The sequence below is a fragment of the Actinoplanes sp. NPDC019969 genome, from assembly GCF_055562375.1.
Map to the genome: position 1 here is coordinate 137,498 of NZ_JBVHFK010000006.1, position 24,750 is coordinate 162,247.

The 24,750-nt window shown below is 70.4% G+C and carries 26 protein-coding genes; 7 read left to right on the forward strand and 19 right to left on the reverse strand.

Annotated features, from left to right (window positions below):
- The 12 genes from ACZ3II_RS19350 to ACZ3II_RS19405 form a co-directional block, all read right to left on the reverse strand.
- Positions 1-1,110: a glycosyltransferase family 2 protein gene (locus ACZ3II_RS19350; RefSeq protein ID WP_465519048.1), complete on the reverse strand. Its 1,110-nt coding sequence runs from the start codon at positions 1,108-1,110 to the stop codon at positions 1-3.
- Positions 1,103-2,167 (reverse strand): zinc-dependent alcohol dehydrogenase, encoded by a 1,065-nt coding sequence (locus tag ACZ3II_RS19355; RefSeq protein ID WP_465519049.1) that lies wholly within the window; start codon positions 2,165-2,167, stop codon positions 1,103-1,105. The genes ACZ3II_RS19350 and ACZ3II_RS19355 overlap by 8 nt, the downstream gene beginning before the upstream one ends.
- Positions 2,164-3,417, reverse strand: a complete 1,254-nt coding sequence (locus ACZ3II_RS19360) for an aspartate aminotransferase family protein (protein WP_465519050.1) — start codon at positions 3,415-3,417, stop codon at positions 2,164-2,166. Before ACZ3II_RS19360 ends, ACZ3II_RS19355 begins: the two co-directional genes overlap by 4 nt.
- A gap of 303 nt (positions 3,418-3,720) precedes the next feature.
- Positions 3,721-4,479: a maleylpyruvate isomerase family mycothiol-dependent enzyme gene (locus ACZ3II_RS19365; RefSeq protein WP_465519051.1), complete on the reverse strand. Its 759-nt coding sequence runs from the start codon at positions 4,477-4,479 to the stop codon at positions 3,721-3,723.
- Positions 4,480-4,549: 70 nt separating this feature from the next.
- Positions 4,550-4,915, reverse strand: a complete 366-nt coding sequence (locus ACZ3II_RS19370; RefSeq protein ID WP_465519385.1) for a metal-sulfur cluster assembly factor — start codon at positions 4,913-4,915, stop codon at positions 4,550-4,552.
- Between the two features lie 311 nt (positions 4,916-5,226).
- Entirely contained in the window at positions 5,227-5,682 is a 456-nt protein-coding gene (gene sufU / locus ACZ3II_RS19375; RefSeq protein ID WP_465519052.1) for a Fe-S cluster assembly sulfur transfer protein SufU, read from the reverse strand.
- Positions 5,682-6,911: a cysteine desulfurase gene (locus ACZ3II_RS19380; RefSeq protein ID WP_465519053.1), complete on the reverse strand. Its 1,230-nt coding sequence runs from the start codon at positions 6,909-6,911 to the stop codon at positions 5,682-5,684. Before ACZ3II_RS19380 ends, sufU begins: the two co-directional genes overlap by 1 nt.
- Positions 6,912-6,921: 10 nt before the next feature.
- On the reverse strand, positions 6,922-7,680 hold the full coding sequence (gene sufC, locus ACZ3II_RS19385; RefSeq protein ID WP_465519054.1) for a Fe-S cluster assembly ATPase SufC: 759 nt from the start codon (positions 7,678-7,680) through the stop codon (positions 6,922-6,924).
- Positions 7,677-8,009 (reverse strand): Rieske (2Fe-2S) protein, encoded by a 333-nt coding sequence (locus tag ACZ3II_RS19390; RefSeq protein ID WP_465519055.1) that lies wholly within the window; start codon positions 8,007-8,009, stop codon positions 7,677-7,679. The genes sufC and ACZ3II_RS19390 overlap by 4 nt, the downstream gene beginning before the upstream one ends.
- A complete protein-coding gene (sufD, locus tag ACZ3II_RS19395; protein WP_465519056.1) occupies positions 7,999-9,126 on the reverse strand; it encodes a Fe-S cluster assembly protein SufD in 1,128 nt (375 codons plus the stop codon). The genes ACZ3II_RS19390 and sufD overlap by 11 nt, the downstream gene beginning before the upstream one ends.
- Positions 9,127-9,168: 42 nt before the next feature.
- On the reverse strand, positions 9,169-10,590 hold the full coding sequence (gene sufB / locus ACZ3II_RS19400) for a Fe-S cluster assembly protein SufB (protein ID WP_465519057.1): 1,422 nt from the start codon (positions 10,588-10,590) through the stop codon (positions 9,169-9,171).
- The gene (locus ACZ3II_RS19405) at positions 10,587-11,309 is read right to left on the reverse strand and encodes a helix-turn-helix transcriptional regulator (protein WP_465519058.1); all 723 of its coding nucleotides are present in this window, start codon (positions 11,307-11,309) and stop codon (positions 10,587-10,589) included. Before ACZ3II_RS19405 ends, sufB begins: the two co-directional genes overlap by 4 nt.
- A gap of 114 nt (positions 11,310-11,423) precedes the next feature.
- On the opposite strand from ACZ3II_RS19405, the gene ACZ3II_RS19410 reads away from it, so the two are divergent.
- Positions 11,424-12,371 (forward strand): COX15/CtaA family protein, encoded by a 948-nt coding sequence (locus tag ACZ3II_RS19410; protein ID WP_465519059.1) that lies wholly within the window; start codon positions 11,424-11,426, stop codon positions 12,369-12,371.
- 234 nt (positions 12,372-12,605) lie between these two features.
- Here the strand turns inward: ACZ3II_RS19410 and ACZ3II_RS19415 are convergent, their stop codons facing one another.
- From ACZ3II_RS19415 to ACZ3II_RS19425, 3 genes are all read right to left on the reverse strand, one after another.
- A complete protein-coding gene (locus ACZ3II_RS19415) occupies positions 12,606-13,484 on the reverse strand; it encodes an ATP-grasp domain-containing protein (protein ID WP_465519386.1) in 879 nt (292 codons plus the stop codon).
- A complete protein-coding gene (locus tag ACZ3II_RS19420) occupies positions 13,484-13,777 on the reverse strand; it encodes a hypothetical protein (protein WP_465519060.1) in 294 nt (97 codons plus the stop codon). Before ACZ3II_RS19420 ends, ACZ3II_RS19415 begins: the two co-directional genes overlap by 1 nt.
- A 203-nt stretch (positions 13,778-13,980) precedes the next feature.
- Positions 13,981-14,931 (reverse strand): heme o synthase, encoded by a 951-nt coding sequence (locus ACZ3II_RS19425; protein ID WP_465519387.1) that lies wholly within the window; start codon positions 14,929-14,931, stop codon positions 13,981-13,983.
- 264 nt (positions 14,932-15,195) lie between these two features.
- Between ACZ3II_RS19425 and tkt the strand changes: the two genes are divergently transcribed.
- The 5 genes from tkt (at position 15,196) to pgl (ending at position 21,898) form a co-directional block, all read left to right on the forward strand.
- Positions 15,196-17,310 carry a transketolase gene (gene tkt / locus ACZ3II_RS19430; RefSeq protein WP_465519061.1) on the forward strand — a complete coding sequence of 705 codons (2,115 nt, stop codon included), beginning with the start codon at positions 15,196-15,198 and terminating at the stop codon, positions 17,308-17,310.
- Positions 17,311-17,348: 38 nt separating this feature from the next.
- On the forward strand, positions 17,349-18,455 hold the full coding sequence (gene tal, locus ACZ3II_RS19435; RefSeq protein WP_465519062.1) for a transaldolase: 1,107 nt from the start codon (positions 17,349-17,351) through the stop codon (positions 18,453-18,455).
- 80 nt (positions 18,456-18,535) lie between these two features.
- The gene (gene zwf / locus ACZ3II_RS19440; protein ID WP_465519063.1) at positions 18,536-20,053 is read left to right on the forward strand and encodes a glucose-6-phosphate dehydrogenase; all 1,518 of its coding nucleotides are present in this window, start codon (positions 18,536-18,538) and stop codon (positions 20,051-20,053) included.
- Positions 20,050-21,033 carry a glucose-6-phosphate dehydrogenase assembly protein OpcA gene (locus ACZ3II_RS19445; RefSeq protein ID WP_465519064.1) on the forward strand — a complete coding sequence of 328 codons (984 nt, stop codon included), beginning with the start codon at positions 20,050-20,052 and terminating at the stop codon, positions 21,031-21,033. Before zwf ends, ACZ3II_RS19445 begins: the two co-directional genes overlap by 4 nt.
- Positions 21,034-21,148: 115 nt before the next feature.
- A complete protein-coding gene (gene pgl, locus ACZ3II_RS19450; protein WP_465519065.1) occupies positions 21,149-21,898 on the forward strand; it encodes a 6-phosphogluconolactonase in 750 nt (249 codons plus the stop codon).
- Positions 21,899-22,048: 150 nt separating this feature from the next.
- On the opposite strand, the gene ACZ3II_RS19455 is transcribed toward pgl, so the two are convergent.
- The 3 genes from ACZ3II_RS19455 to ACZ3II_RS19465 are packed head-to-tail and all read right to left on the reverse strand — an operon-like array spanning position 22,049 to position 23,613.
- Entirely contained in the window at positions 22,049-22,474 is a 426-nt protein-coding gene (locus ACZ3II_RS19455; RefSeq protein WP_465519066.1) for a hypothetical protein, read from the reverse strand.
- Positions 22,471-23,046 carry an RNA polymerase sigma factor gene (locus ACZ3II_RS19460; protein WP_465519067.1) on the reverse strand — a complete coding sequence of 192 codons (576 nt, stop codon included), beginning with the start codon at positions 23,044-23,046 and terminating at the stop codon, positions 22,471-22,473. Before ACZ3II_RS19460 ends, ACZ3II_RS19455 begins: the two co-directional genes overlap by 4 nt.
- 54 nt (positions 23,047-23,100) lie before the next feature.
- On the reverse strand, positions 23,101-23,613 hold the full coding sequence (locus tag ACZ3II_RS19465; RefSeq protein WP_465519068.1) for a hypothetical protein: 513 nt from the start codon (positions 23,611-23,613) through the stop codon (positions 23,101-23,103).
- A gap of 115 nt (positions 23,614-23,728) precedes the next feature.
- Here ACZ3II_RS19465 and ACZ3II_RS19470 point away from each other — a divergent pair, with 115 nt between their 5' ends.
- On the forward strand, positions 23,729-24,322 hold the full coding sequence (locus ACZ3II_RS19470; RefSeq protein ID WP_465519069.1) for a GNAT family N-acetyltransferase: 594 nt from the start codon (positions 23,729-23,731) through the stop codon (positions 24,320-24,322).
- 72 nt (positions 24,323-24,394) lie between these two features.
- On the opposite strand, the gene ACZ3II_RS19475 is transcribed toward ACZ3II_RS19470, so the two are convergent.
- Positions 24,395-24,736 (reverse strand): RNA polymerase-binding protein RbpA, encoded by a 342-nt coding sequence (locus ACZ3II_RS19475; RefSeq protein WP_465519070.1) that lies wholly within the window; start codon positions 24,734-24,736, stop codon positions 24,395-24,397.
- Positions 24,737-24,750: the final 14 nt, after the last annotated feature.

Sequence of the window (24,750 nt, forward strand, 5' to 3'; positions counted from 1 at the left end):
TCAGGCCCCGACCAGGCGGCTGACCCGGCGGACCTCGGCGAGGATCCGCTCCCGGTACACCTCGGGCAGCGCGGTGACCGGCCCGAGCACCCGGCAGCGGTCGACGGCGCCGTCCTCGAACGGCAGCGCGAGCCCGGCCAGCGGCAGCACCTCGACGTCGGTCGCCGTCGCGGGCAGCGCCGCGGTGGTTCCGGCGGGCACGCCGACCACCAGTTCGCTGTGGCCTTCGACCTTCGCGTGTACGACGGTGAGCGTGCCCCCGGGCACTCCGGTGGCCTCCTCGACGGCCCGGCGGAACCCGGGGTACCGCTCGTTGGCCTCGAAGTCGCCGAACGCGCAGGCCAGCTCGACGTCCGCGCCCGGCCAGCGGCGCAGGAAGTACCGGTAGTTGGGCGCCTCGGTGCGCTTGTTGGCGGCGACGTCCCGCACGTGCGGCAGGTGCACGCCGAAGAAGTCACGGCCCATCACGACCGGCGTCCCGGTGCGGGTCACCCGGTACGCCCACTCCAGGTCCTCGACCCCGTACCCGTGGAAGTTGAGGTCGAACTCCCCGGCCAGCTCGCGGGGCAGCGCGACCAGCGCGGTCCACGCGAACGACCACGGGATCACGTGCGCGGCGGTCATCCGCGGGTCCTGGCCGCCGGTGCCGGTGAGCTGCAGGTCGGCGAGCAGCTTGCGGTAGTGCTCGAAGGGCAGGACGCCGACCTCGGTGACGTCGCCGGTGTTGTTGTCGTAGTCGATCATCTGGCCGACCACGCAGATCCGCTGCCCGTACGCGAAGTGCTGGTCGTAGAGATCCTCCAGGCACCGGGGAGGCAGCGCCATGTCGACGTCCATCAGCACCACGACCTCGCCGGTGGCCTGTCGCAGCGCCAGGTTGCGGGCCAGGCCGACCTGCCAGGGCCGGGACGAGGAGGCCGTGACGATGTCGAGCCGGCCGGCGAACTCCCGGCACACCTCCGCGTGTTCCCCGGTGTCGTCGAGCACGCCGAGGACCACCTCGAACGCGCCGGCCGGCAGGGTCTGCTCGGCGAGCGCGGACAGTGCCAGGCGCAGGTTGTCGGCCCGGTCCCGGTACGGGACGATCACGCTGATCCGCGGCTCACTCATCGACGCCGCCCGGGGCGATCAGCACCTTGCAGCTGGCCTGGTCGGCCGGCCCGAACCGCTTGCCGTCGACGTCCAGGCCGAGCGCCGCGAAACCGGTCGCGAAGTCATCGAGGGGGATCACGTGGCTGACCAGCCGCTCGGCCGGGATCCGGCCGGTGGTGATCAGGTGGAAAGCCTCGGTGAACGACCCGTGCAGCGAGTCGATCGAGCCGATGACCGACAGGCTGCGGTCGGCCAGCAGCATGGTGTCGATCGACGCGAGCTTCTCCTTGAGACCGATCGACATGTACGTGCCACCGGGCGCGATCTGCGGGAACAGGTCCTCCAGCAGCATCGAGGTGGTGTCCACGACGATGTCGATCGGCGCCTGCGGGTCGTTGAAGTACTTGGTGCGGGCCTCTTCGAGGGAGGCGTACGCGGCGGTGCCGTCGGGCAGGCGGTCCCGGGCGTACTCCAGGCGGGCCGCGGAGTGCTCGATCACCACCGGGGTCAGGCCCTTCAGCGACAGCACCCAGGTGTAGAGCAGGCCGAGCGGGCCGGCGCCGAAGACGTACGTGAAGGCGCTCAGCGACGGCGGCTGGATCTTGCGGGCGCCGGCCACCACGCAGCTCAGCGGCTCGGTGAGGGCGGCCGCCCGCAGCGACACGTCGTCCGGGACCCGGTGCACGAACGCCGAGGTGGTGCGGTACTTCCCGGCGTACGCGCCGTCGTAGCTGACGCCGCTCTCGGTGCCGTGCTTGTTGACGCAGTGGTTGATCCGCTGGGTCTGGCACATCCGGCAGCGGCCGCAGTACGGGGTCGGGTTGATCACCACCCGGTCCCCGGGCGCGACCGAGGTGACCGCGGCGCCGGTCTCGGCGACGATGCCGCTCGCCTCGTGGCCGAGGGTGACACCGGGGACGGCGACCGGGTACGAACCGGAGACGATGGCCAGGTCGGTGCCGCAGACGCCACAGAACTTGATGTCGACGACCACGTCGTCGTCACCGATCACGTGCAGATCCGGGACCTCGGCGAGTTCGACGTCCCAGGCGCTGCGGAACTTGAGAGCTTTCACGGCCGGATGGCCTCCTTCTGGAAGGTCTGCAGGGTGGCGTGCAGGCGGTCGAGCAGGTCGTCCACCTGGGCGCTGGTGATGATCAGGGGCGGGCGGACCTTGACGGCGCGGCCGAAGCCGTACCGGCTGCCACGCAGGATCAGGCCGTGCCGCCGGCCGATGGCGAGGAACTGCTCGACGTCGACGCTGGTGGGCAGGTCGAACGCCTGCATCAGGCCGACGCCGCGGACGCCGGTCATGTCGCGGAAGGCCCGGGAGAGGCTGAGCAGGCCGAGGTGCAGCCGGCCGGAGACCGCCGCCACGTTGCCGAGCACGTCCCGGTCCCGGATGTAGCGCACGGTCTCCTCCAGGGCGACCAGCGCGAGCGGGTTGGCGCCGGAGGTGCTGGAGTGCTCCCACGACTCGAGGACGTCGAGTTCCGGCCGCATCACGACGCCGGCCACCGGGATGCCGACGCCACCGGCGCCCTTGGCGAAGGTGATGATGTCGGGGCGCAGGCCGGCGGCGTATCCGGTGGAGGCGAAGAACGATCCGGTACGGCCGAAGCCGGTCTGCACCTCGTCGGCGATGATCAGGATGCCGAGCCGGTCGCACGTCTCCCGGAGGACCCGGTAATAGTCGCGGGGCGGGACGATGTTGCCGCCGTTGCCCATGACCGGCTCGACGACCAGGGCCGCCACCTGGCCGCTCGACGCGTATTCGACGAAGTCCTCGAGGCGCCGGGCGCACATCATCGCGCAACTGCCGGGCACCTGGCCGTAGAAGCAGTTGGCGCAGTCCGGTCCGGGGATCTTGACGGAATGCGCGAACGGGAGCGAGAAACTGCGTTGCCGAAAAGCATTGCCGGAGACCCCGGTGGTGCCGACCGTCTGTCCGTGATGCGACAGGAACAACGAGAATATGTCGGACCGGCCGGTCGCTTTCTGCGCGATTCTGATCGCCGCCTCGTTGGCGCCCGATCCGGTGATGTCACGGAACCAGAAGGCGCCGATGTGCGGCGGCAGCTCCGGGCGCATCAGCTCGAAGATCTCGGCCGACTTGGCCCTGGTGAACTCCGAGGACAGGTGGGCGATCCGGTCGAGCTGACCGTGCAGCGCGTCGATGATCTCCGGGGTGGAATAGCCGAGGGAGACGTTGAACGTCCCGGAGGCACAGTCGATGTACCGTTCCCCGTCGATGTGCAGGTAGATGCCGTCACCGGCATATTCCGGCAGTCCGGTGACCGGCCGGGAGACAACACTTGAACTCATCATTGACCTTTCCGCGTCAATTCACGCAACGGATCTGGTCTTTCGAACCGCTTCGATGGAAGCGCTCCCAACACTGGCTGGAGTCGCCCCATGACGTCAAGCCCTGAACCGGTTAAGCGCTTGTTACTCCGGCGTTCTAGCAGGCCACAGTGGACGGTGTGCCCTTGGTCACGGAGATAGCTAATTGCGGTTAAGTGAGTCGCACGTCACCATCACGTTTCCCGGGTGACAAGCAAGAATTGCCGAATCATTAAAAAACAGAACGGGCCGGGGAAGGCCCCGGCCCGTTCGTACGCCCGCGAATCAGCCCATTTTGCTCCACTCCACCAGCTGCTCGGCCACCTCGCGGTCACCGTCCACCCGGACCTCCGCCAGCGGGACGCGCCGGTAGAGGACCAGCACCAGATCGCTCGCCGTCGCCTGCAGCCGGGTGACCGGATCGCCACTGGCCGGCGGATCAGCCGTGGCGCCCGCCGGCGAGAGATCCAGCGTCCAGGACGGGCCCTCGATCGCCTGGAACGCGACCCGCGCCGGACGGTGCGGCCACGCCTCCCGCGAACCCAGGCAGACGGTGAGGAACTCGCTCACCCCGTCGACGGCGACCGCCGCAGGCAACGGCTCCGGCTGCCCGGCGGCCTGCTGGGCGTCGAACGCGTGCACCGCCGCCTCCTGCACCTGATGCCGGGCGATCGCACCCGCGGTCAGCGGCGCCGCCCCGGAATCGGCCCACCACGCCCACGCCGGGGCCTCCGGGCCGGCCTCGCGCAGCCGGGCGAGCAGCAGATCGGTCGACGCCGCCGACCAGTCCAGCAGGTCGCCGTGCGGGGTCAGGTCACCGCGCTGCTCGGGCGCGGGCGGGCCGGAGTCGTCGCCGAGAGCCACGGTGGCGGCCCAGAACCGCTGGACACCGCCCAGGTGGGTGATCAGGTCGGTGAGCGACCAGCCGGGACACCCGGGGACGGCGGCGTCCAGCGACGGCGCGACGGCGGCGGCCGCGCGCAGGGCCGCCGACCGGGCCTCGATCAGCGACAGCAGCTCGGGGAACGGCGGAGTCGAAGTCATGCCCGGTTTCTACCACCGGGGTACGCCGAAGGGCGGCACGCTGGATCGCGTACCGCCCTCAGGGGGTAAATCAGACGTTGAAGCCCAGCGACCGCAGCTGGTCCCGGCCGTCGTCGGTGATCTTGTCCGGGCCCCACGGCGGGAGCCACACCCAGTTGATCCGGAAGTCGTTGACGAGCCCGCCGCCGGGGCCGGCCGTCAGCGCCTGCCGGGTCTGGTCCTCGATGACGTCGGTCAGCGGGCAGGCCGCCGACGTGAGCGTCATGTCGATGGTGACCACGTTGTCGTCGTCCACGTGGGTGCCGTAGACCAGGCCCAGGTCGACGACGTTGATGCCGAGCTCGGGGTCGACGACATCCTTCATCGCCTCCTCGATGTCGGCGATCGACGCCTTCGGCTTGCCGGGCGCGGCGCCGCCCTCGGGCGACTCCTTCACCGTGCCGGAGACGTCGCCGGTGGGCACCTCGTCGGCCGGGCCCCCGCCGGAGATCGAGTCCGAGGCGACCGCGTCGGCCGGAGCCGCGTCGGTACCCACCGCCGCGTCGGCCGCTGACGGCGCGTCCCCGCCGAAGGCCGCGTCCGGGGACGCGGAAACGCTCACCGACGGCGTCTCCACCGGCTCGCCGGCCTCAGCGGCGGCGGCCCGCTCCTCGGCCAGCCAGTCCGGCACTTCCTCGCCCGCTCCGGGCGCCGCGCCCGACGCCGGAGCCGAGGCCACGGTGCGGGCGGTATCGGTCTGGTCTGTACTCATGCCTTCACCTCCGGGCTCACGCCCACCTCCACGCCGGCACGCGCCGCCGCGTCCTTGAACGCCATCCACGGCAGCAGCGCGCACTTCACCCGGGCCGGGAACTTGGCCACACCGGCGAACGCGATCCCGTCGCCGAGGACCTCCTCGTCCGGCTCGACCTGGCCACGGCCCTGCATCAGCTCCACGAAGGCGTGGTGGATCTCCGACGCCTCCGCCGAGGTCTTCCCGTGCAGCAGTTCGTGCAGCACCGACGCCGAGGCCTGGCTGATCGAGCAGCCGAGACCGTCGTACGACACGTCGGTCAGATCCGACGTGACCCGGACCGTGATCTCGTCGCCGCACGTCGGGTTGACGTGATGCGCCTCGCCGTCGAACGGGTCCCGCAGGCCACGGCCGTGCGGGTTCTTGTAGTGATCGAGGATGATCTCCTGGTAGAGACCGTCGAGCAGCATCAGCCGAACACCTTCTTCACCTGGTCGAGGCCGCGCGCCAGAGCGTCGATCTCGTCCGTGGTCGTGTAGAGGTAGAACGAGGCCCGGGTCATCGCCGGAACACTGAACCGCGAGCACACCGGCCGGGCGCAGTGATGACCGACCCGCACCTCGACGCCGAGCGCGTCCAGGATCTGTCCCACATCGTGCGGGTGTACCCCGTCGACGCCGAACGACACCGTGCCGCCCCGGCCCTCGACCGTCGCCGGGCCGAAGATCCGCACGCCGGGGACCGACGAGAGCGCGTCCAGGGCGTACGCCGTGATCGCCTGCTCGTGCTCGTGGACCGCCGCCATGCCCAGCCCGGTCAGGTAGTCCACGGCCGCGCCCAGACCGATCGCCTCGGTGATCGGCGGGGTGCCGGCCTCGAAACGCGCGGGCGGGGCGGCATAGGTCGTCCCGGTCATGGTGACCGTCTCGATCATGGAACCGCCGCCGAGGAACGGCGGGAGCTGCTCCAGCAGCCCGAAACGGCCCCACAGCACGCCGATGCCGGTCGGGCCGAGCATCTTGTGCCCGGTGAACGCGATCAGGTCGGCGCCCAGCTCCTGGACGTTGATCGGCAGGTGGGGCACCGACTGCGAGCAGTCCAGCACCAGCAGCGCGCCGACAGCCTTCACTCGGGCCGAAATGTCCGAGAAATCATTCACGGTGCCCAGAACATTGGACATATGGACCAGAGAAACGATCTTCGTCCGCGGCGTGATCAGCTCGTCGAGACGCGACTGGTCCAGACGCCCCTCGTCGGTGATCCCGAACCAGCGCAGGGTCGCGCCGGTCCGTTCACACAGGAGCTGCCACGGGACGATGTTCGAGTGATGCTCCATCTCGGAGATCACGATCTCGTCGCCCGGGCCCAGCCGCAGATGCTGCCCGGCCGAGTGCGCGACCAGGTTGAGCGCCTCGGTGGAGTTCTTGGTGAACACCACCTCGTCCGGGCTCGCCGCGCCGATGAACGACGCGATGCGGGCCCGGGCGCTCTCGTAGGCCTCCGTCGACTCGGTGCCGAGCGTGTGCACGGAGCGGGACACGTTGCCGTTGTACCGCTCCTGGTGCGCGCGCATGACGTCGAGCACCTGAACCGGCTTCTGCGAGGTGTTGGCGCTGTCCAGGTAGACCAGCGGGTGGCCGTTGACCTCCCGCTGGAAGATCGGGAAGTCCTTCCGGACCTGCTCGACGTCGAAACTCATCAGCCGACTCCTAGGCCTTGGTCAGGAACTTCTCGTAACCCGACGCCTCGAGCTCCTCGGCCAGCTCCGGGCCGCCCTCCTGGACGATCTTGCCGGCGACGAAGACGTGCACGAAGTCCGGCTTGATGTAGCGCAGGATCCGGGTGTAGTGGGTGATCAGCAGGAAGCCGGTCTCACCGGTGGCGCGAACCCGGTTGACGCCCTCGCTGACCACTCGCAGCGCGTCGATGTCGAGGCCGGAGTCGGTCTCGTCGAGGATCGCCATCTTCGGCTTCAGCAGCTCGAGCTGCATGATCTCGTGCCGCTTCTTCTCACCGCCGGAGAAGCCCTCGTTCACGTTGCGCTGGGCGAACGCCGGGTCCATCTGCAGCTTCTCCATGGCGCCGCGCAGCTCGCCGGCCCAGGTGCGCAGCTTCGGCGCCTCGCCGTCGATCGCGGTCTTCGCGGTCCGCAGGAAGTTCGCCACCGAGACGCCGGGGACCTCGACCGGGTACTGCATGGCCAGGAAGAGGCCGGCCCGGGCGCGCTCGTCGACGCTGAGCTCCAGGATGTCCTGGCCGTCCAGGGTCACCGAGCCGCCGGTGATCTCGTACTTCGGGTGGCCGGCGATGGAGTAGGCCAGCGTCGACTTGCCGGAGCCGTTCGGGCCCATGATGGCGTGCGTCTCGCCCGACTTGATGGTGAGGTCGACCCCGGCGAGGATCGGCTTCAGCTCGCCATCCGGCAGCTTCACCGAAACCTGCAGGTCGCGGATCTCCAGGGTGCTCACGGCTCTACTCCATTGCTAGGTGTCGTCGAAACGTAGATGTCGCCGTCGCGGATCTCGACGGGGTAGACCGCCACCGGACTGAAGGCGGGCGGCCCGGAGGGCTCACCGGTGCGCAGATCGAACCGGGAGCCGTGCAGCCAGCACTCCAGCGTGCACCCGTCCACCTCCCCCTCGGAGAGCGCCACCGAAGCGTGGCTGCACTCGTCACGGACGGCGTAGAAGTTGTCATCGTCGGCGTGCACCACCGCGATCTCGACACCGTCGACCTCCACCTGGAGCGCGGTGCCTTTCGCGATGTCCGTCACCGGACCGACGTTCTCAAAGGCCACTGTCGACCAGCCGGGCCTCGATGGCGTCGCCGAGCCGCTCGCGCAGGTGCTCGACCGGGATCTTGTTGATCAGCTCGGCGAAGAAGCCGCGGACCACCAGCTTGCGCGCCTCACCCTCGGGGATGCCGCGCGCCATCAGGTAGAACAGCTGCTCGTCGTCGAACCGGCCGGTGGCGCTGGCGTGGCCGGCGCCGGCGATCTCGCCGGTCTCGATCTCCAGGTTCGGCACGGAGTGGGCGACCGCGCCGTCGGTGAGGATCAGGTTCCGGTTGATCTCGTACGTGTCGGTGCCGGTCGCGGCGGCCCGGATCAGCACGTCGCCGACCCAGACGGTCTGCGCCGACTTGCCCTGCAGGGCGCCGCGGTAACCCACGTTGCTGCGGCAGTCCGGCACGGCGTGGTCGACCAGCTGGCGGTGCTCGTGGTGCTGGCCGGAGTCGGTGAAGTACAGACCCCACAGCTCGGCGTCGCCGCCACGGCCCGCGTACTCCACCGAGGTGAACTGGCGGACCAGGTCACCGCCGAGGGCCACCTGCACGTGCTGGACCCGGGCGTCCTTGCCGACCCGGAACTTGATGTGCTGCGCCTGGACCGCGTCCCGCTCCCACTCCGCCAGGGTGACGAAGACGAGCTGGGCGCTGTCACCGAGGACGACCTCGATGTTGTCGGCCAGGGTGACCGTGCCGGTCTGCTCCAGCACGATCGTGGCCTTGGCGAAGTTGCCGACCTTGACGACGTACCGCGCCGCGGCGGCGTCCCCGCCCTTGCCGACCAACCGGATGATCACCGGCTCGGCGGGCTCGGCCTCAGGCGCCACCTCGATCACGGTGACGCCGGCGGCCGAGCCGTACGCGAGGGCGCTGATCCGGTCGAACGGGGTGAGCACCGGGTCCACGTCGTCCGCGTCCGACACCGTCACACCGGCGGGGAGGTCGCCGTACTCCGCGGAGGGAGCCGCCCCGCTCAGCGACGTGGCGGTGACCAGGTCACGCAGCCGCTTGAGCGGGGTGAAACGCCACTCCTCCTCCAGGCCGGTGAGGGCCGGGAAGTCGGTGACGTCGAAGGAGCGCAGCACCTGCGACTTGGTGCTCGGCGGGGCGATGGCCTCGGTAGTCATTTCGTCCTTTATGTCCGCTTCTTCTGATGGCCGGGCGGGTGATTAACCCACGGCCCCTTCCATCTGCAGCTCGATCAGGCGGTTCAGCTCGAGCGCGTACTCCATCGGGAGCTCCTTGGCGATCGGCTCGATGAAGCCGCGCACGATCATCGCCATCGCCTCGTCCTCGGTCAGACCGCGGCTCATCAGGTAGAAGAGCTGGTCCTCGCTGACCTTGGAGACGGTCGCCTCGTGGCCCATGTTGACGTCGTCCTCGCGGATGTCGACGTACGGGTACGTGTCGGACCGGGAGATCGTGTCGACCAGCAGCGCGTCGCACTTGACCGTGCTCTTCGAGTGCGACGAGCCCTCCAGGACCTGGACCAGTCCGCGGTACGACGTGCGGCCGCCACCACGGGCGATCGACTTCGACACGATCGTCGAGGAGGTGTGCGGCGCGGCGTGCACCATCTTGGCGCCGGAGTCCTGGTGCTGGCCCTCGCCGGCCATCGCGATCGAGAGCACCTCGCCCTTGGCGTGCGGGCCGGTCATGTAGACCGCGGGGTACTTCATCGTCACCTTGGAGCCGATGTTGCCGTCGATCCACTCCATGGTCGCGCCCTCTTCGCAGGTGGCGCGCTTGGTGACCAGGTTGTAGACGTTGTTCGACCAGTTCTGGATGGTCGTGTACCGCACGCGGGCGTTCTTCTTCACGACGATCTCGACGACCGCGGAGTGCAGCGAGTCCGACGAGTAGATCGGGGCGGTGCAGCCCTCGACGTAGTGAACGTAGGAGCCCTCGTCGGCGATGATCAGGGTCCGCTCGAACTGGCCCATGTTCTCCGTGTTGATCCGGAAGTAGGCCTGCAGCGGGATGTCCACGTGCACGCCCTTCGGCACGTAGATGAACGAGCCGCCGGACCAGGTCGCGGTGTTCAGCGCGGCGAACTTGTTGTCGCCGACCGGGATCACCGTGCCGAAGTACTCCTGGAAGATCTCCGGGTGCTCCTTGAGAGCCGTGTCGGTGTCGAGGAACAGGACGCCCTGCTGCTCCAGGTCCTCACGGATCGCGTGGTAGACGACCTCGGACTCGTACTGCGCGGCGACACCGGCGACCAGGCGCTGCTTCTCCGCCTCCGGGATGCCGAGCTTGTCGTACGTCGCCTTGATGTCCTCCGGCAGCTCCTCCCACGAGGTGGCCTGCTTCTCGGTGGAACGCACGAAGTACTTGATGTTCTGGAAGTCGATGCCGGTCAGGTCGGCGCCCCAGTGCGGCATCGGCTTGCGGTCGAACAGGCGCAGGCCCTTGAGCCGGAGGTTCAGCATCCACTCCGGCTCGTTCTTGAGCGCGGAGATGTTGCGCACCACCGCCTCGGACAGGCCACGCTGCGCGGCGGCGCCGGCGACGTCGGCATCGGCCCAGCCGTACTCGTACTTGCCAAGAGCGGCGAGGTGCTCTTCCTGAGTGACGATCTGGTCAGTCATGTATCTGTCCTAACCGTGATGGCGGTGGTGTTCGCACGACTGGGAATGTGCGTGGTGCACACCCCGTCGCCGTGCGCGATGGTGGCGAGGCGCTGCACGTGGGTGCCGATGAGGCGGGAGATCACTTCGGTCTCGGCGTCGCACAGCTGAGGGAACTCGGCAGCCACGTGAGCCACCGGGCAGTGATGCTGGCACAGCTGCCCGCCGGACGCGATCGTCGAGGCGCTGGCAGCGTAACCCTCGGCGGTCAGCACCTCGGCGAGAGCCTCGGCCCGGGCGATCGGATCGGGGCCGGCCTCGAGCAGCGCCGCCGTGCAGCGCTCCTCGAGCGCCGCGACCTGAGCGGACGCGAAGGCGGAGACGGCCTCCGGACCGTGCTGCTGTGCGATCCAGCGCAGCGCGGCGGTGGCGATGCCGTCGTAGTGGTGCGGGTTCAGATCCTCGCGGGCGGCCGCGGTGAGCACGAACGCCTTGGCGGGCCGCCCCCGGCCGCGCGGCTTGTCCCGGCGGACCTCACGGGTCTCGACGAGCTGCTCGGCGAGCATCGCGTCGAGGTGCTTGCGGATGGCGGCGGGGCTCAGGCCCAGAGCGGCGCCGAGCTCGGCCGCGGTGGTCGCGCCACGCTTCAGCAGAAGCTGCGCGACCCGGTCACGGGTGCGCCCGTCGGCCGCGCCGGCCGGAGCCGCCACGCCGATCTGGATCAGCACCTCGTTTTTCACTACGCCAACGTTACGTATTTCCTCCGACCCCTGCAAACCGCCCCCCGGTGATCCACCCCACCGGCATGCGGAGCTGCGGAAATCACGATCAGCGGCGAGCGTACGATCCACCGGGTGAAGTCCTCCGCTTTACTGTCCTCCCGTCCCGTTCGCTGGTTCGGCGACTCGCTGCGCGGCCTCGCCCTCGCCTCGCTGATCGCGAACATCGGGATCATCGTCACCGGCGCGGCGGTCCGCCTCACCAAGTCCGGCCTCGGCTGCCCGACCTGGCCCCGGTGCACCGACGAGTCGTACGTGTCGACCCCGGAGATGGGCGTCAACGGCGCCATCGAGTTCGGCAACCGGCTGCTCACCTTCGTCCTGGTCGCGATCGCGGTGGCGTGCTTCGTCGGCGCGCTGGCCCGCGGGCGCCGGTCGCTGATCCGGCTCTCGGTCGCGGTCGCGCTCGGCATCCCCGGGCAGGGCATCATCGGCGGCATCACGGTGCTGACCAACCTCAACCCGTGGGTGGTCGGCCTGCACTTCATCCTCTCGATCGCGCTGGTCGCCGGGGCGTACGCGCTGTGGCGCCGGGTCGACGAGGGCGACGGCGGCCCGGTGCCGCTGGCCCCGGCCCCGCTGCGCCAGCTCGCCCGGCTGACGGCGGTGGCCAGTTTCGCGGTGATCGCGGCCGGCGTGGTGGTGACCGGCAGCGGCCCGCACTCCGGCGACCAGGGCGCCAAGCGCAACGGCCTGGACCCGGCCCAGATCTCCCAGGTGCATGCCGACCTGGTGTTCCTGCTGATCGGCCTGACCGTGGCGCTGTGGTTCGCGCTGCGCGCGGTGAACGCCCCGGCCGCCGCGATCCGGGCGGCCGCCGTGCTGTTCTGGGTGGAGATGGGGCAGGGCCTGATCGGCTTCGTGCAGTACTTCACCCACCTGCCGGTGCTGCTCGTCGCCGCCCACATGCTCGGCTCCGGCCTGGTCTGGGTCGCGACCCTGTCGGTGCTGTGGTCGCTGCGCTCCCGCCCCGCCCTGACCCCCGCCACCCCGGCCCAGGTCGGCGAGCCGGTCCCGGCCTGACCCCGGCTCAGGTCAGCGCCCAGTTCCGGCACATCCCCGGCTCCCGGTCCGCGGTTCCCCTCTCCGACCTTTCCCGGTACGGGCCACGCAAGTCCCGTGTCCCCCGGTCGCTGCGGCAGGCGTGCCCTCCGGATCGTCCCCGGGTGCGGGTCATGCATGCACGCCGCGGTCACCCCTCGGTCCGGTGCCCGCATACGAAGAAGGCCGCCCCGTCGGGGCGGCCTTCTCGTCGTGTCAGAGGCGGGCGAGGATCGCCTCGGCGAGGCGGTCGGCGGAGCCGGGAGCGGTCCGCAGGAACAGGCACGGCTCGGTGAGCTCCAGCTCGATCAGGGTCGGCGTGCCGTCCGGGCCGGGGATCAGGTCGACCCGCGCGTACAGCAGCTGTTTGGCCCCGCCCGGGATGACCGCGAGGACCCGGGCCGCCGCTTCCAGCTCGGCCGCCGAGGGCTCCCGCGGAGTGATCCGCTCGGAGTCCGGATCGACCGGCACGCCGGGTGGCCCGGTCAGCATCGGGGCCTTGCGGATGGCGTGGCTGAAGGTCAGCTCGCCGGACGCGTCCGGGGTGCACAGCACGGCGGTCTCCCCGGCGGTGTCCACCGCGGACAGGTACGGCTGGATCATCGCGGTCCGGCCGGCGCCGGTGAGGCGCTCGACATGTGCCGTGGCGAGCGCGGTGTCGCCGGGGAGCCGGTAACGGGCGGTGTCCTGGCTGCCGGCGCTGATCGTCGGCTTGACCACCCACTCGCCGTCGGACGGCGGGGTCCAGCTCTCCCCCGGGCCGATGAACGCGGTCGGGATGATCGGGATGCCGGCCGCGGCGAGCTCGCTCAGGTACCGCTTGTCGGTGTTCCACGCGATGATCTCGGCCGGGTTGGCCAGGCGTGGGACGGCGGCGGCCCAGGCGACGAACTGCTCGCGGCGGGCCACGTAGTCCCAGGGGGACCGGATCACCACGAGGTCGTAGCCGGACCAGTCGGCCGCCGGGTCGTCCCAGCGGACCGCCTCGACGGTCACCCCGCGCGAGCGCAGCGCGTCGCGGAGGGGGTGGTCGTCGTCCCACAGGTCGGGGAGGTCCACCGAGGTGACCAGGGCGACCCGGGCGTCACGGCCCATCAGCGGGCCATGCTCCGGCGCGACATCGAACGCCACAGGTCGTTGCTGGGCCGCATCTGCTCCAGGAGCTCGCGCTCCCACTCGTTCTCCACCGCGACACCCGCGTGGTCGCACGCCTCACGCGCGACGCCGGTGTCCGGGGCGAACTGGTCGGACCACTCGCCGTCCTCGCCGACGAGGACGATGCGGGCGCCGCGCTTGCCGACGTACTCGATCACCGCCTTGGCGCCGCCGTGACCGGCGGCGAAAGACTTGATCTCGGAGGTCAGCGTCGTTACGGAACCTTCTGCCATGGTCCGCAGCCTAAGCAGTCAACCGGCGTGCCATGTGCACTCCGATCAATTTTTGTGACTCCAATTACCTGCAGGTTTCAAGATTCTGAGCATTGTTTTGGCCTGATTAAGCCCGAATTGCGACGCGCCCGCCAATCCGCCCTTCGAGTGACGGACAGTGACTAACACTAGTGGCAATCCGGGCATCCTGTGCGACAGCCGGGTCAGATCAGCGCATCGACGGCGACGGCCATGAAGACCACCGTGAGGTACGTGATGGACAGATGGAACAGCCGCATCGGCTTGACCGTCGCCCCGGCCCGGGTCTGCCGGACCAGCCGGATCGCCTCGGCCAGGAAGACGCCGCCCATCACGATCGCCGTCACCCCGTAGATCGGGCCGAGCCCGTGCCCGAGCGGCCAGGCGACCAGTGAGACCACCACGGTGAGGACGGTGTAGACGAGGATCTCGAGGTTCACCCGCTGCATCGAGCGCACCACCGGCAGCATCGGAATACCGGCCCGGGCATAGTCGTCCTTGTACTTCACGGCAAGTGCGTAGAAATGCGGCATTTGCCAGAAGAAGACGATCCCGAACAGCGCCCACGCCATCGCCGGGATCGTTCCGGTCACCGCGGCCCAGCCGATGACCACCGGCGCCGCGCCGCACACGCCGCCCCAGAACGTGTTCGCGTGGGTGCGCCGCTTCAGCCAGAGCGTGTAGACGACGTCGTAATAGAAGATCGAGAAGGCGGTCAGCGCGGTGGCCAACCAATTGGTGAGAACCGCCATCAGCGCGACCGAGATCACAGCCATGGTCAGGCCGAAGATGAGCACGGCCCGCGGGGTGATCACGTTCGCCGGGAGCGGCCGCCGCTTCGTACGCCGCATCACCTGATCGATGTCGCGGTCGATGTAACAGTTCAGCGCGCTCGCCGCTCCACCGGCCAAACCACCTCCGACCAGCACCGCAGCGAAGGTGACCGGGTCCGGCCAGCCCTTCGCCGCGAGCATCATCGTGGGCACGGTCGTCACCAGCAGCAACTCGACGATCTGCGGTTTGGTGAGGGCGAGGTACGCCCGGAACAGCGCGAGCCAGCTCCGCCGGGCCTCGGCCCCCGCAGGGCGCTCAGCCACGCCGGGCGTCCGCTTTTGGGCGGGACGCTCGGTGATCATGCTCACGGACAGCCACCTTCCGGCATCGGCTTTATTTCGCGGCCGTGAACCGGGTACGACCCGGCGGCTCGCCCGGACAGCCTACGCGCCGTCGTCTCCGCTGCTGGGGGCACCCGGCACGGGTGCAGACGGTCACATCCCTTGAACCGGCGTGTCCGCTCACAGCGTATGTGCCTGGGGCGTTCGCTGCGCGGACGTTTAGCCCTACTGGATAGGGTCAAGCCGAAAAGGGTTCCATAATTTTGCCCGAGGAGCACAACCGACGTGGCTGCCACTAACCCCGCTCTCAACTGGTCCGACCTCGACCGCAAGGCGGTTGACACCGCCCGGGTGCTGGCCGCGGACGCCGTGGAGAAGGCCGGCAACGGTCACCCCGGCACCGCCATGAGCCTCGCGCCCGCGGCCTACCTGCTGTTCAACAAAGTGCTGCGGCACGACCCCACGGACCCGGAGTGGGCGGGGCGCGACCGGTTCGTGCTGTCCTGCGGACACTCCAGCCTCACCCTCTACGTCCAGCTGTACCTCAACGGTTACAGCCTGTCCCTGGACGACCTCAAGTCCCTGCGCCAGTGGGACTCGCTGACCCCGGGCCACCCGGAGTACGGGCACACCCCCGGCGTCGAGATCACCACCGGGCCGCTCGGCCAGGGCATCGGCAACGCGATCGGCATGGCCATGGCGGCCCGTCGCGAGCGCGGCCTGCTCGACCCGGACGCCCCGGCCGGCGAGTCGCTGTTCGACCACTACGTCTACTCGATCGCCTCGGACGGCGACATCGAGGAGGGCGTCAGCCACGAGTCGAGCGCCATCGCGTCGGTGCAGAAGCTCGGCAACCTGGTCGTCATCTACGACGACAACGAGATCTCCATCGAGGACGACACCCGGATCGCCAAGAACGAGGACGTCGGCGCCCGCTACGCGGCGTACGGCTGGCACGTCCAGACCGTCAACTGGCGGGGCGAGGGTGAGTACAAGGAGGACGTCGAGGCGCTCTGGGACGCGATCCAGACCGCCAAGTCGGTGACCGACAAGCCGTCGTTCATCGTCCTCAAGACGATCATCGGCTACCCGGCGCCGAAGAAGCAGAACACCGGCAAGATCCACGGCTCCGCCCTGGGCGCCGCCGAGATCACCGCCACCAAGGAGATCCTGGGCTTCACCGACGAGCCGTTCGCGATCGACGACGAGGTCGTCAAGCACGCGCAGCAGGCCGTCGAGCGGGGCAAGGCGGCGCACGCCGAGTGGCAGCAGAAGTTCGACGCCTGGGCCGCCGGCAACACCGAGGGCAAGGCGCTGTTCGACCGGCTGTCCACCCGGACCCTGCCGGAGGGCTGGCACAAGGCGCTGCCCGAGTTCCCCGCGGACGAGAAGGGCCTGGCCACCCGCGCCGCGTCCGGCAAGATCCTGGAGGCGCTCGCGCCGGTGCTCCCCGAGCTGTGGGGTGGCTCCGCCGACCTGGCGGAGAGCAACAACACCACCATGAAGGGTGAGCCGTCGTTCATCCCCGCGGAGTACGCGACCAAGGAGTTCCCCGGCCACGAGTACGGCCGCACGCTGCACTTCGGCATCCGCGAGCACGGCATGGGCTCCATCCTCAACGGCATCGCGGTGCACGGCGGCACCCGGCCGTACGGTGGCACCTTCCTGGTCTTCTCGGACTACATGCGGGGCTCGGTCCGCCTCTCCGCGCTGATGAAACTGCCGGTCGTCTTCGTGTGGACGCACGACTCGATCGGTCTCGGCGAGGACGGCCCGACGCACCAGCCGATCGAGACGCTGACCGCGCTGCGCGCCATCGTCGGCCTCGACGTGGTCCGTCCGGCCGACGCGAACGAGACGGCGTACGCCTGGCGCGGCGCCCTCGAGCACACCGACCGGCCGACCGCGCTGGCGCTGTCCCGGCAGAACCTGCCGACCATCGACCGCAGCAAGTACGCGTCGGCGGAGGGCACCCTCAAGGGCGGCTACATCCTGTCCGAGGCGTCGTCCGGCACCCCGCACGTGATCCTGATCGCCAGCGGCTCCGAGGTGTCGATCGCGCTGACCGCGCAGGAGCGCCTGGAGGCCGAGGGCACCCCCACCCGGGTCGTGTCGATGCCCTGCCAGGAGTGGTTCTTCCAGCAGGACACCGCGTACCAGCAGCAGGTTCTCCCGCACGGTGTGAAGGCTCGCGTCACCGTCGAGGCCGGCATCCGGATGAGCTGGGACCGTCTCCTCGGTGACGCCGGCGAGGCCGTCAGCATCGAGCACTACGGCGCCAGCGCCCCGGCCAAGGTCCTGTTCGAGCAGTTCGGGTTCACCGCTGACAACGTCGTCGCGAAGGCCCACGCCTCCCTGGCCAAGGTCGGCGAGATCACCGGTCACAAGACCGGCAACTGACTCTTTTAACCACGACCTTCATTCAGGAGTTGAGGGAAATGACCGACAGACTTGCCGAGCTGTCCGCCCAGGGCGTCGCGGTGTGGCTCGACGACCTCTCCCGGGTCCGGCTGACCAGCGGCTCGCTGGACAAGCTGCGCACCGAGCAGCACGTGGTCGGCGTGACCACGAACCCGAGCATCTTCCAGAAGGCCCTCTCCGACGCCGACGCCTACGACGAGCAGGTCCGTGACCTGGCCGTGCAGGGCGTGACCGTCGAAGAGGCGATCCGGCTGATGACCGCGAAGGACGTCCGCTGGGCGGCCGACGTGTTCCGCCCGGCGTACGACGCCTCCAACGGCATCGACGGCCGGATCTCGATCGAGGTGGACCCGCGCAAGGCCCACCAGACCGAGTCCACCGTCGCCGAGGCGAAGACGCTGTGGTGGCTGGTCGACCGGGAGAACCTGTACATCAAGATCCCGGCCACCCTGGCCGGCCTGCCCGCGATCACCCAGGTGCTCGGCGCGGGCATCAGCGTCAACGTCACGCTGATCTTCTCGGTCGAGCGGTACGAGGCCGTCATGGAGGCGTTCCTGGCGGGCCTGGAGCTGGCCAAGGAGAACGGCCACGACCTGTCCAAGATCGGTTCGGTCGCGTCCTTCTTCGTCTCCCGCGTGGACACCGAGATCGACAAGCGCCTCGACAAGATCGGCTCGGACGAGGCGAAGGCGCTCAAGGGCAAGGCGGCCATCGCCAACGCCCGCCTGGCGTACGAGGCGTACACCAAGGTCTTCGGCACCGACCGCTGGAAGGCCCTGGCCGACGCCGGCGCCCACCCGCAGCGCCCGCTCTGGGCGTCCACCGGCACGAAGAACCCCGACTTCCTCGACACCATCTACGTCGAGGAGCTCATCGCGCCCGGCACGGTCAACACCATGCCGGAGTCGGTGATCTTCGCGTACGAGGACCACGGCACCACGAAGGGTGACACCGTCACCGGCACCTACGCGGAGGCCCACCAGCTCTTCGCCGACCTCGAGGCCGCCGGCATCGACATCACCGACGTCTTCAAGGTCCTCGAGTCCGAGGGCGTGGAGAAGTTCGAGCAGGCCTGGACCGAGCTGCTCGAGCACGTCGCCAAGACGCTCAAGGCCGCCTCCTAGGCGCCATCGTCCCGCATCGGCCTGTCACGGCGTCCCGTGACAGGCCGATCCGGAACCCCGATAACTGGCAGGATGTGGACGTGGGTAATCCGCTGCGCACCGCACAGGACCGACGGCTACCACGGATCCCGGAGCCCTGCGCTCTGGTGATCTTCGGGGTCACCGGTGACCTGTCCCGAAAGAAGCTCATCCCGGCCGTGTACGACCTGGCCAACCGCGGTCTGCTTCCCCCCGGTTTCGTGGTGGTGGGCTTCGCCCGCGCCGACTGGGGCGACGGCAGCTTCGAGTCGCTGGCCTACGCCGCCGCCAAGAAGGGCGCCCGGACCCCGTGGCGCGAGGACGTCTGGCAGCGCCTGGTCGAGCGATTCCACTTCATTCCCGGCTCGTTCGACGACGACGCCGCGTTCGACCAGCTCGCCACCACGTTGGACGAGCTGAAGGAACGGAACGGCATCTCCGGCAACGCCGCCTTCTACTTCTCCATCCCGCCGGCCGCGTTCCCGCTGGTGCTCAACCAGCTGAACCGCACCGGGATGGCCGACAGCGCCAAGACCGGCGGCTGGCGGCGGGTCGTGGTGGAGAAGCCGTTCGGCCACGACTACCAGAGCGCCGTGCAGCTCAACGAGCTGGTCGACAACGTCTTCAACCCGGAGGACGTCTTCCGGATCGACCACTACCTCGGCAAGGAGACGGTCCAGAACATTCTGGCGCTGCGCTTCGCGAACAGCCTGTTCGAGCCGGTGTGGAACTCGAAGTACGTCGACAGTGTGCAGATCACCATGGCCGAGGACGTCGGCATCGGCACCCGGGCGGCGTTCTACGACGCCTCCGGCGCGGCCCGCGACGTGCTGCAGAACCACCTCCTGCAGCTGCTCGCCCTGGTCGGCATGGAAGAGCCGACGAGCTTCGACCCTCAGGAGGTACGCGCGGAGAAGCTGAAGGTCCTCAAAGCCATCAGCCTCCCCGCGGACATCGCCACCGGCTCGGTCCGCGGGCAGTACCTCCCCGGCTGGGTGGCCGGGGAACGGGCCGTCGGCTACCTGGAGGAGCCGAACATCCCGGCCGACTCCACCACCGAGACGTACGCGGCCGTCCGCCTCGGCATCCAGAACCGGCGCTGGGCCGGCGTCCCGTTCTTCGTGCGGGTCGGCAAGCGGATGCCGCGCCGGGTCACCGAGATCGCGATCCTCTTCAAGCGGGCCCCGCACCTGCCGTTCGACCCGGCCGACGTGGAGATGCTGGGCCACAACCAGCTGGTCATCCGGGTGCAGCCGGACGAGGGCGTGGTGCTGAAGTTCGGCTCCAAGGTCCCCGGCACCTCGATGGAGGTCCGCGACATCGCGATGGACTTCCAGTACGGCGAGGCGTTCACCGAGTCCAGCCCGGAGGCGTACGAGCGCCTCGTCCTGGACGTTCTCATCGGCGACCGGACCCTCTTCCCGGACGCGGCCGAGATCGAGCAGTCCTGGCGGGTCATCGACCCGCTCGAGGCGGCCTGGGCGGACACCACTCCGGAGCCCTACCGGGCCGGTGAGTGGGGGCCGCGGGCCGCCGACGAGATGCTGGCACGCGAGGGCCGTACCTGGAGGCGGGCATGATCGGTTTGTGGGACACCACCGGCAACGAGGTCGTCAAGGCCCTGGCCGCCGAACGCCGCAGCGCCGGCGGCGTGGCCTCCGGCCTGGCGCTGACCCTGATCGCGGTGGTCGAGGAGAAGAAGGTCCGGGAGGCCGAGGCCGCGGCCACCATCGCGGCCGCCGCGCACCCCTGCCGGCTGCTCATCGTGGTCCGTTCCGACCTGGAGGGCCGCAGCCGGCTGGACGCCGAGATCGTCGTCGGCGGGCGTCTCGGCCCGGCCGAGGCGGTCGTCATGCGGATGTACGGGCGGCTCGCCCTGCACGCCGAATCGGTGGTCATGCCGCTGCTCGCCCCGGACGTCCCGGTGGTCACCTGGTGGCACGAGGAGCCGCCGAACATGATCGCCAACGACTTCCTGGGCGTCGTCTCGGAACGCCGGATCACCGACAGCGCGCAGTCGCCCGACCCGGTGGCCGCGCTCAAGCAGCGGGCCGTCGACTACGCGCCCGGCGACACCGACCTCACCTGGACCCGGATCACGCTGTGGCGGACCCTGGTGGCCGGCGCCTTCGACAGCACCGAGGCGCGGGTCATCGGCGCCCGGATCGTCGCGCCGGACCGGGACCCCACCGCCTGGCTGATGTTCGGCTGGCTCAAGTCCCGCCTCGGCATCGAGCCGGTGCTGGAGCACACCGACCGGGCGCCCCGGATGCACTCGGTGGAGCTGCAGTGCGAGAACGGCGACTGTGTCCGGGTCACCCGCGAGGAGGGCACGGCCCTGTTCAGCCGTACCGGCCAGGAGGACCGCTACATGCCGCTGCCGAAGCGGCCGGTCGGTGACGAGCTGGCCGAGGAGCTGCGCCGGCTCGACGCCGACCAGATCTACGCGGACGCGCTCGGCGCCATGGCCGGGCTGTCCGGCCTGGACCACCGCAACCCGCAGCGGGTGCACGTCTGGAAGGACCCGGCGCTCGCCGCGATCGCCGGCTCCCCCGCCTGACCCGCGTGTCGAGTTCGGGCGCGCATGGCGGCCGAACTCGACACATCACTTTTCAAGATCGGGGCCGCCCGCCGCACCGCGGTGGGCGGCCTCTTCATAGAGGGAGACAACCGCATTGAGTGAGACCGTGGTCGTGGTGGTTCCGGACGCCGACATCCTGGCGTCCACGGTGGCGGCTCGGCTCGTCATCAAGATCATCGACGCGCAGGCGGCGCACGGCTCGGCGAGTGTGGTGCTGACCGGCGGCCGGGTCGCCGCGAAGGTGCTGCGCTCGGTCCGGGAACTGCCCGCCTCCGCCGCGATCGACTGGTCCCGGGTGGACCTGTGGTGGGGCGACGAGCGGTACCTGCCGTCCGGCGACCCGGACCGCAACGAGACCCAGGCCCGCGACGCCCTGCTGGACAAGCTGCCCCTCGACGCGGCCCGGGTGCACGCCATGCCGGCCTCCGACGGCCCGGACGGGGAGGACGCGATCGCGGCCGCCGCCCGGTACGCCGACGAGCTCGCCGCCGCGGCCGGCCCCGGCGGTGGGCCGCTGCCCCGCTTCGACGTGCTGATGCTCGGCGTCGGGGAGGACGGGCACGTGGCGTCGCTGTTCCCGGACCACCCGGTGCTGCAGGAGACCGGTACGACGGCCGCCACCTTCGACAGCCCGAAACCGCCGCCGGTACGGGTGACGCTCACCCTGCCGACCATTCAGAGCGCCGATGAGGTGTGGCTGATCGCGGCCGGGCCGGACAAGGCCGCTCCGATCGGAACCGTCCTGTCCGGCGGCCACCTGCCGGCGGCGAACGCGACGGGCGTACGCAGGACGCTCTGGCTCCTCGACCAGGCAGCCGCCGCGAAGGTCCCCGCCCAGCCGTAGCGTGCCCGGGCGACGGCCGAGACCCCAGCCGTCGCCCAACCCGGCCACCGCACAGCCATAGCCTGCTCAGACGACGGCCGAGACCCCAGCCGTCGCCCAACCCGGCCACCGCACGGCCATGGCGTGTCCGGGCGACGGCTGGCGAATCGGTCAGCCGGCCGGGGTCACCTGTGGGGCCGCGGTGTCCGGGGGTGAGGCCGTCGAGACGGCCGGCCTACCGGGTGCGGACGTCGCCGGCGATGCCGAGCTGGACACCCCGGGCGACTGAGCGGGGGACGCCGACGGTGTGGAGAACGACGTCGGTGTGGGCGGCACGGACGACGACGGCGTGACCACCACCGGACCGGCGGGCGGAGCCGGCGGATCCGTCTCCGGAGAGCGCGGGAGCAGCACGAACGCCAGCACCCCCGCCGCGATTCCCACCCCGACCGGCAGCGGCAGCCATCGCCGCCACGGCGACCGGGTGGGCGCCGGGGCCAGTGTCGGTGGCGTACCGAACCGCAGCCGGTCCTGCGTGATCTGCCCGGCCCGGGCCGCCAGAGCGGTCCTCAGCCGTGCCTCGACCTGATCGGTCACCGCTCCCCCAATCTCTCCCGCAGGATCGTCAGCGCCCGGTGCGCCGTCGACTTGACCGTGCCGCGGGACACCCGCAGCGTGTCGGCGATCTCCCCCTCGGAGAGCTCCGACCAGTACCGCAGCACCAGCACCTGCCGCTGCCGTACGGTCAGGCCGCGCAGCGCCCGCAACATCTCCCGGTCGCCGACCCCGAGCAGCGCCTCGTCCTCCGCCGCCGGAACCGCGCCCGGTGGCGGTGGAACATAGGCGCGGGCGGTCCGGCGGCGGCGCAGCGCGGACCTGGCCGCGTTGGTGACTCCGGTGATCAGGTACGCGTGGGGATCCGTCACACCCCGCAGCTCCGGCCCGTGCTTGCGGTAGAGCGCGGTGAACACGTCCTGCACGATGTCCTCCGCGGTCGGCAGGTCGTCGACCATCAGCACCGCCAGCCGGACCAGGCTGAGCCGCCGTGCGTGGTAGAGCTCGTTGATCGCGGGTGGCGTGTCCGGCGCGTCACGGCCCGGGGTCCGCACACCGGCGGAGAGCCCACGCAGCCAGGCCAGCAGTGCGGGGAACGGCAGAACGGAGATCACAGGCGCGGCCTCGGGGTCGATCGGCGGAGACGAACGGTACCTTCCGGGCCGGAGCTACCGCGAGACCGTGGCGGTGGGCTTGGCGGGGGCCGGGGTGGCGGCCGGCTTGCCGGAACCCGGGCTCACGGCCGGCTTCCCGGAACCGGGGGTGGCGGCCGGCTTGCCCGAGCCCGGGCTCACGGCCGGCTTCCCCGAACCGGGGCTGACGGCGGGCTTGCCGGGCGCCGGGGTGGCCGGGCGGGAGGCCGACGGGGTGGTGGCGGGCGCCGCGGTGGCCGGGTGCGAAGCCGACGGGGTGGCGGCCGGGCGCGACGCCGACGCGGTGGTGGCCGGGCGCGAAGCCGACGGGGTGGTGGCCGGGCGCGACGCCGACGCGGTGGTGGCCGGGCGCGAAGCCGACGGGGTGGTGGCCGGCGACGCGGTCGCCGGGCTGGTGGCGACCGCTGTCGGGGAGGGCTTCGGGGCCGGGGCCGCGTCGTCGGCGAACGCGGCCGCCGACAGGCCACCGGCCGTGAGGACGGCAGCCGCGCCGAAGGTGATGGCCAGGCCACGGGTCGAGATACGCATCGGGACTCTCCTGCTTCGTGATCGCCTTGCTTGCGCTGTCGCAGGAGTAGACGCGCGGCCCGCCGAAAGGTTGGCGGGGTCGATGTGATGCCCGTCACGATCATAAACTGCCGGGGTGCAGCCGATCATTCGCGCTTACCGGCCCGGCGACCTCGACGCGATCTACGACATCTGTGTGCGGACCGCCGCCTCCGGGGGTGACGCGCGCGGGAAACACAGCTCGGACCGCCTGCTCGGCGACGTCTGGGCGGTGCCGTACGTCATCCGCGAGCCGGAGCACGCGCACGTGCTCGACGACGGGAGCGGGCAGGCCGTCGGATACGTCCTGGGTACGGCGGACACCCCGGCCTTCGTGGCGTGGTACCGCGACGAGTGGCTGCCGTCGACCATCGACCGGTTCGTGAACGACGAGGAACTCGCCGCCCTCCACCGCAACCCGGAGCGGATGATCCGTCCCGAGTTCGCGGACTACCCGGCGCATCTGCACATCGATCTGCTGCCGGAGTGGCAGGGCAGGGGGCAGGGCCGCGGGCTGATGGGGACGTTCCTGGACGGGCTGCGGGCCGCCGGCGTGCCGGGGGTGCACCTGGGGATGGCCGCGGAGAACCACGGCGCCTACGCCTTCTACCGCCGGTTGGGCTTCCACGACCTGGAGGTGCCCGACCCCGGCGCCCGCTTCGTCGGCCGGGACACCAGCCCGCTGCGCTGAGGGCGAGCGCTGACCAGCACGCGTGTGGAGTACGGGCGCGCTGGACGGCCGTACCCCACACGCTCTCGGGATCTATTCGCCGCGGCGCTGGCGGACCTTGGCGAGGGCTTCGGCGAGGATCGCCGCGGCATCCTCGTCGCTGCGGCGCTCCTTCACATACGCGAGATGTGACTTGTACGGCTCGGTGCGCGACTTCCCCGGCGGGTTGGCCCGGTCGAGCCCGGCCGGCTGCCCGCACCGCGGACAATCCCAGGTGTCGGGGTTGGCGGCCTCGGCCGCGAACCAGATGATGCTGTCGTGCCCGGCCGCACAGTAATAGGTGACCTGCCTGCGCGGCGCGGGTTCGGTGCGCTCGTCGGGACGCATCGGGCTGGACCCGACACGGCTACCGCGGATAGCGCTGCCACTGGACACGGACGTCACTCCTG

Bases quoted from the DNA above. Each gene is read 5' to 3' on its own strand.
- ACZ3II_RS19350 (WP_465519048.1), bottom strand. From the start codon at position 1,110: ATGAGTGAGCCGCGGATCAGCGTGATCGTCCCGTACCGGGACCGGGCC.
- ACZ3II_RS19360 (WP_465519050.1), bottom strand. From the start codon at position 3,417: ATGAGTTCAAGTGTTGTCTCCCGGCCGGTCACCGGACTGCCGGAATAT.
- ACZ3II_RS19365 (WP_465519051.1), bottom strand. From the start codon at position 4,479: ATGACTTCGACTCCGCCGTTCCCCGAGCTGCTGTCGCTGATCGAGGCC.
- sufU (WP_465519052.1), bottom strand. From the start codon at position 5,682: ATGCTGCTCGACGGTCTCTACCAGGAGATCATCCTCGATCACTACAAG.
- ACZ3II_RS19380 (WP_465519053.1), bottom strand. From the start codon at position 6,911: ATGAGTTTCGACGTCGAGCAGGTCCGGAAGGACTTCCCGATCTTCCAG.
- sufD (WP_465519056.1), bottom strand. From the start codon at position 9,126: ATGACTACCGAGGCCATCGCCCCGCCGAGCACCAAGTCGCAGGTGCTG.
- sufB (WP_465519057.1), bottom strand. From the start codon at position 10,590: ATGACTGACCAGATCGTCACTCAGGAAGAGCACCTCGCCGCTCTTGGC.
- ACZ3II_RS19415 (WP_465519386.1), bottom strand. From the start codon at position 13,484: ATGGGCCGTGACGCCCGGGTCGCCCTGGTCACCTCGGTGGACCTCCCC.
- ACZ3II_RS19420 (WP_465519060.1), bottom strand. From the start codon at position 13,777: ATGGCAGAAGGTTCCGTAACGACGCTGACCTCCGAGATCAAGTCTTTC.
- ACZ3II_RS19425 (WP_465519387.1), bottom strand. From the start codon at position 14,931: ATGATCACCGAGCGTCCCGCCCAAAAGCGGACGCCCGGCGTGGCTGAG.
- tal (WP_465519062.1), top strand. From the start codon at position 17,349: ATGACCGACAGACTTGCCGAGCTGTCCGCCCAGGGCGTCGCGGTGTGG.
- ACZ3II_RS19445 (WP_465519064.1), top strand. From the start codon at position 20,050: ATGATCGGTTTGTGGGACACCACCGGCAACGAGGTCGTCAAGGCCCTG.
- ACZ3II_RS19465 (WP_465519068.1), bottom strand. From the start codon at position 23,613: ATGCGTATCTCGACCCGTGGCCTGGCCATCACCTTCGGCGCGGCTGCC.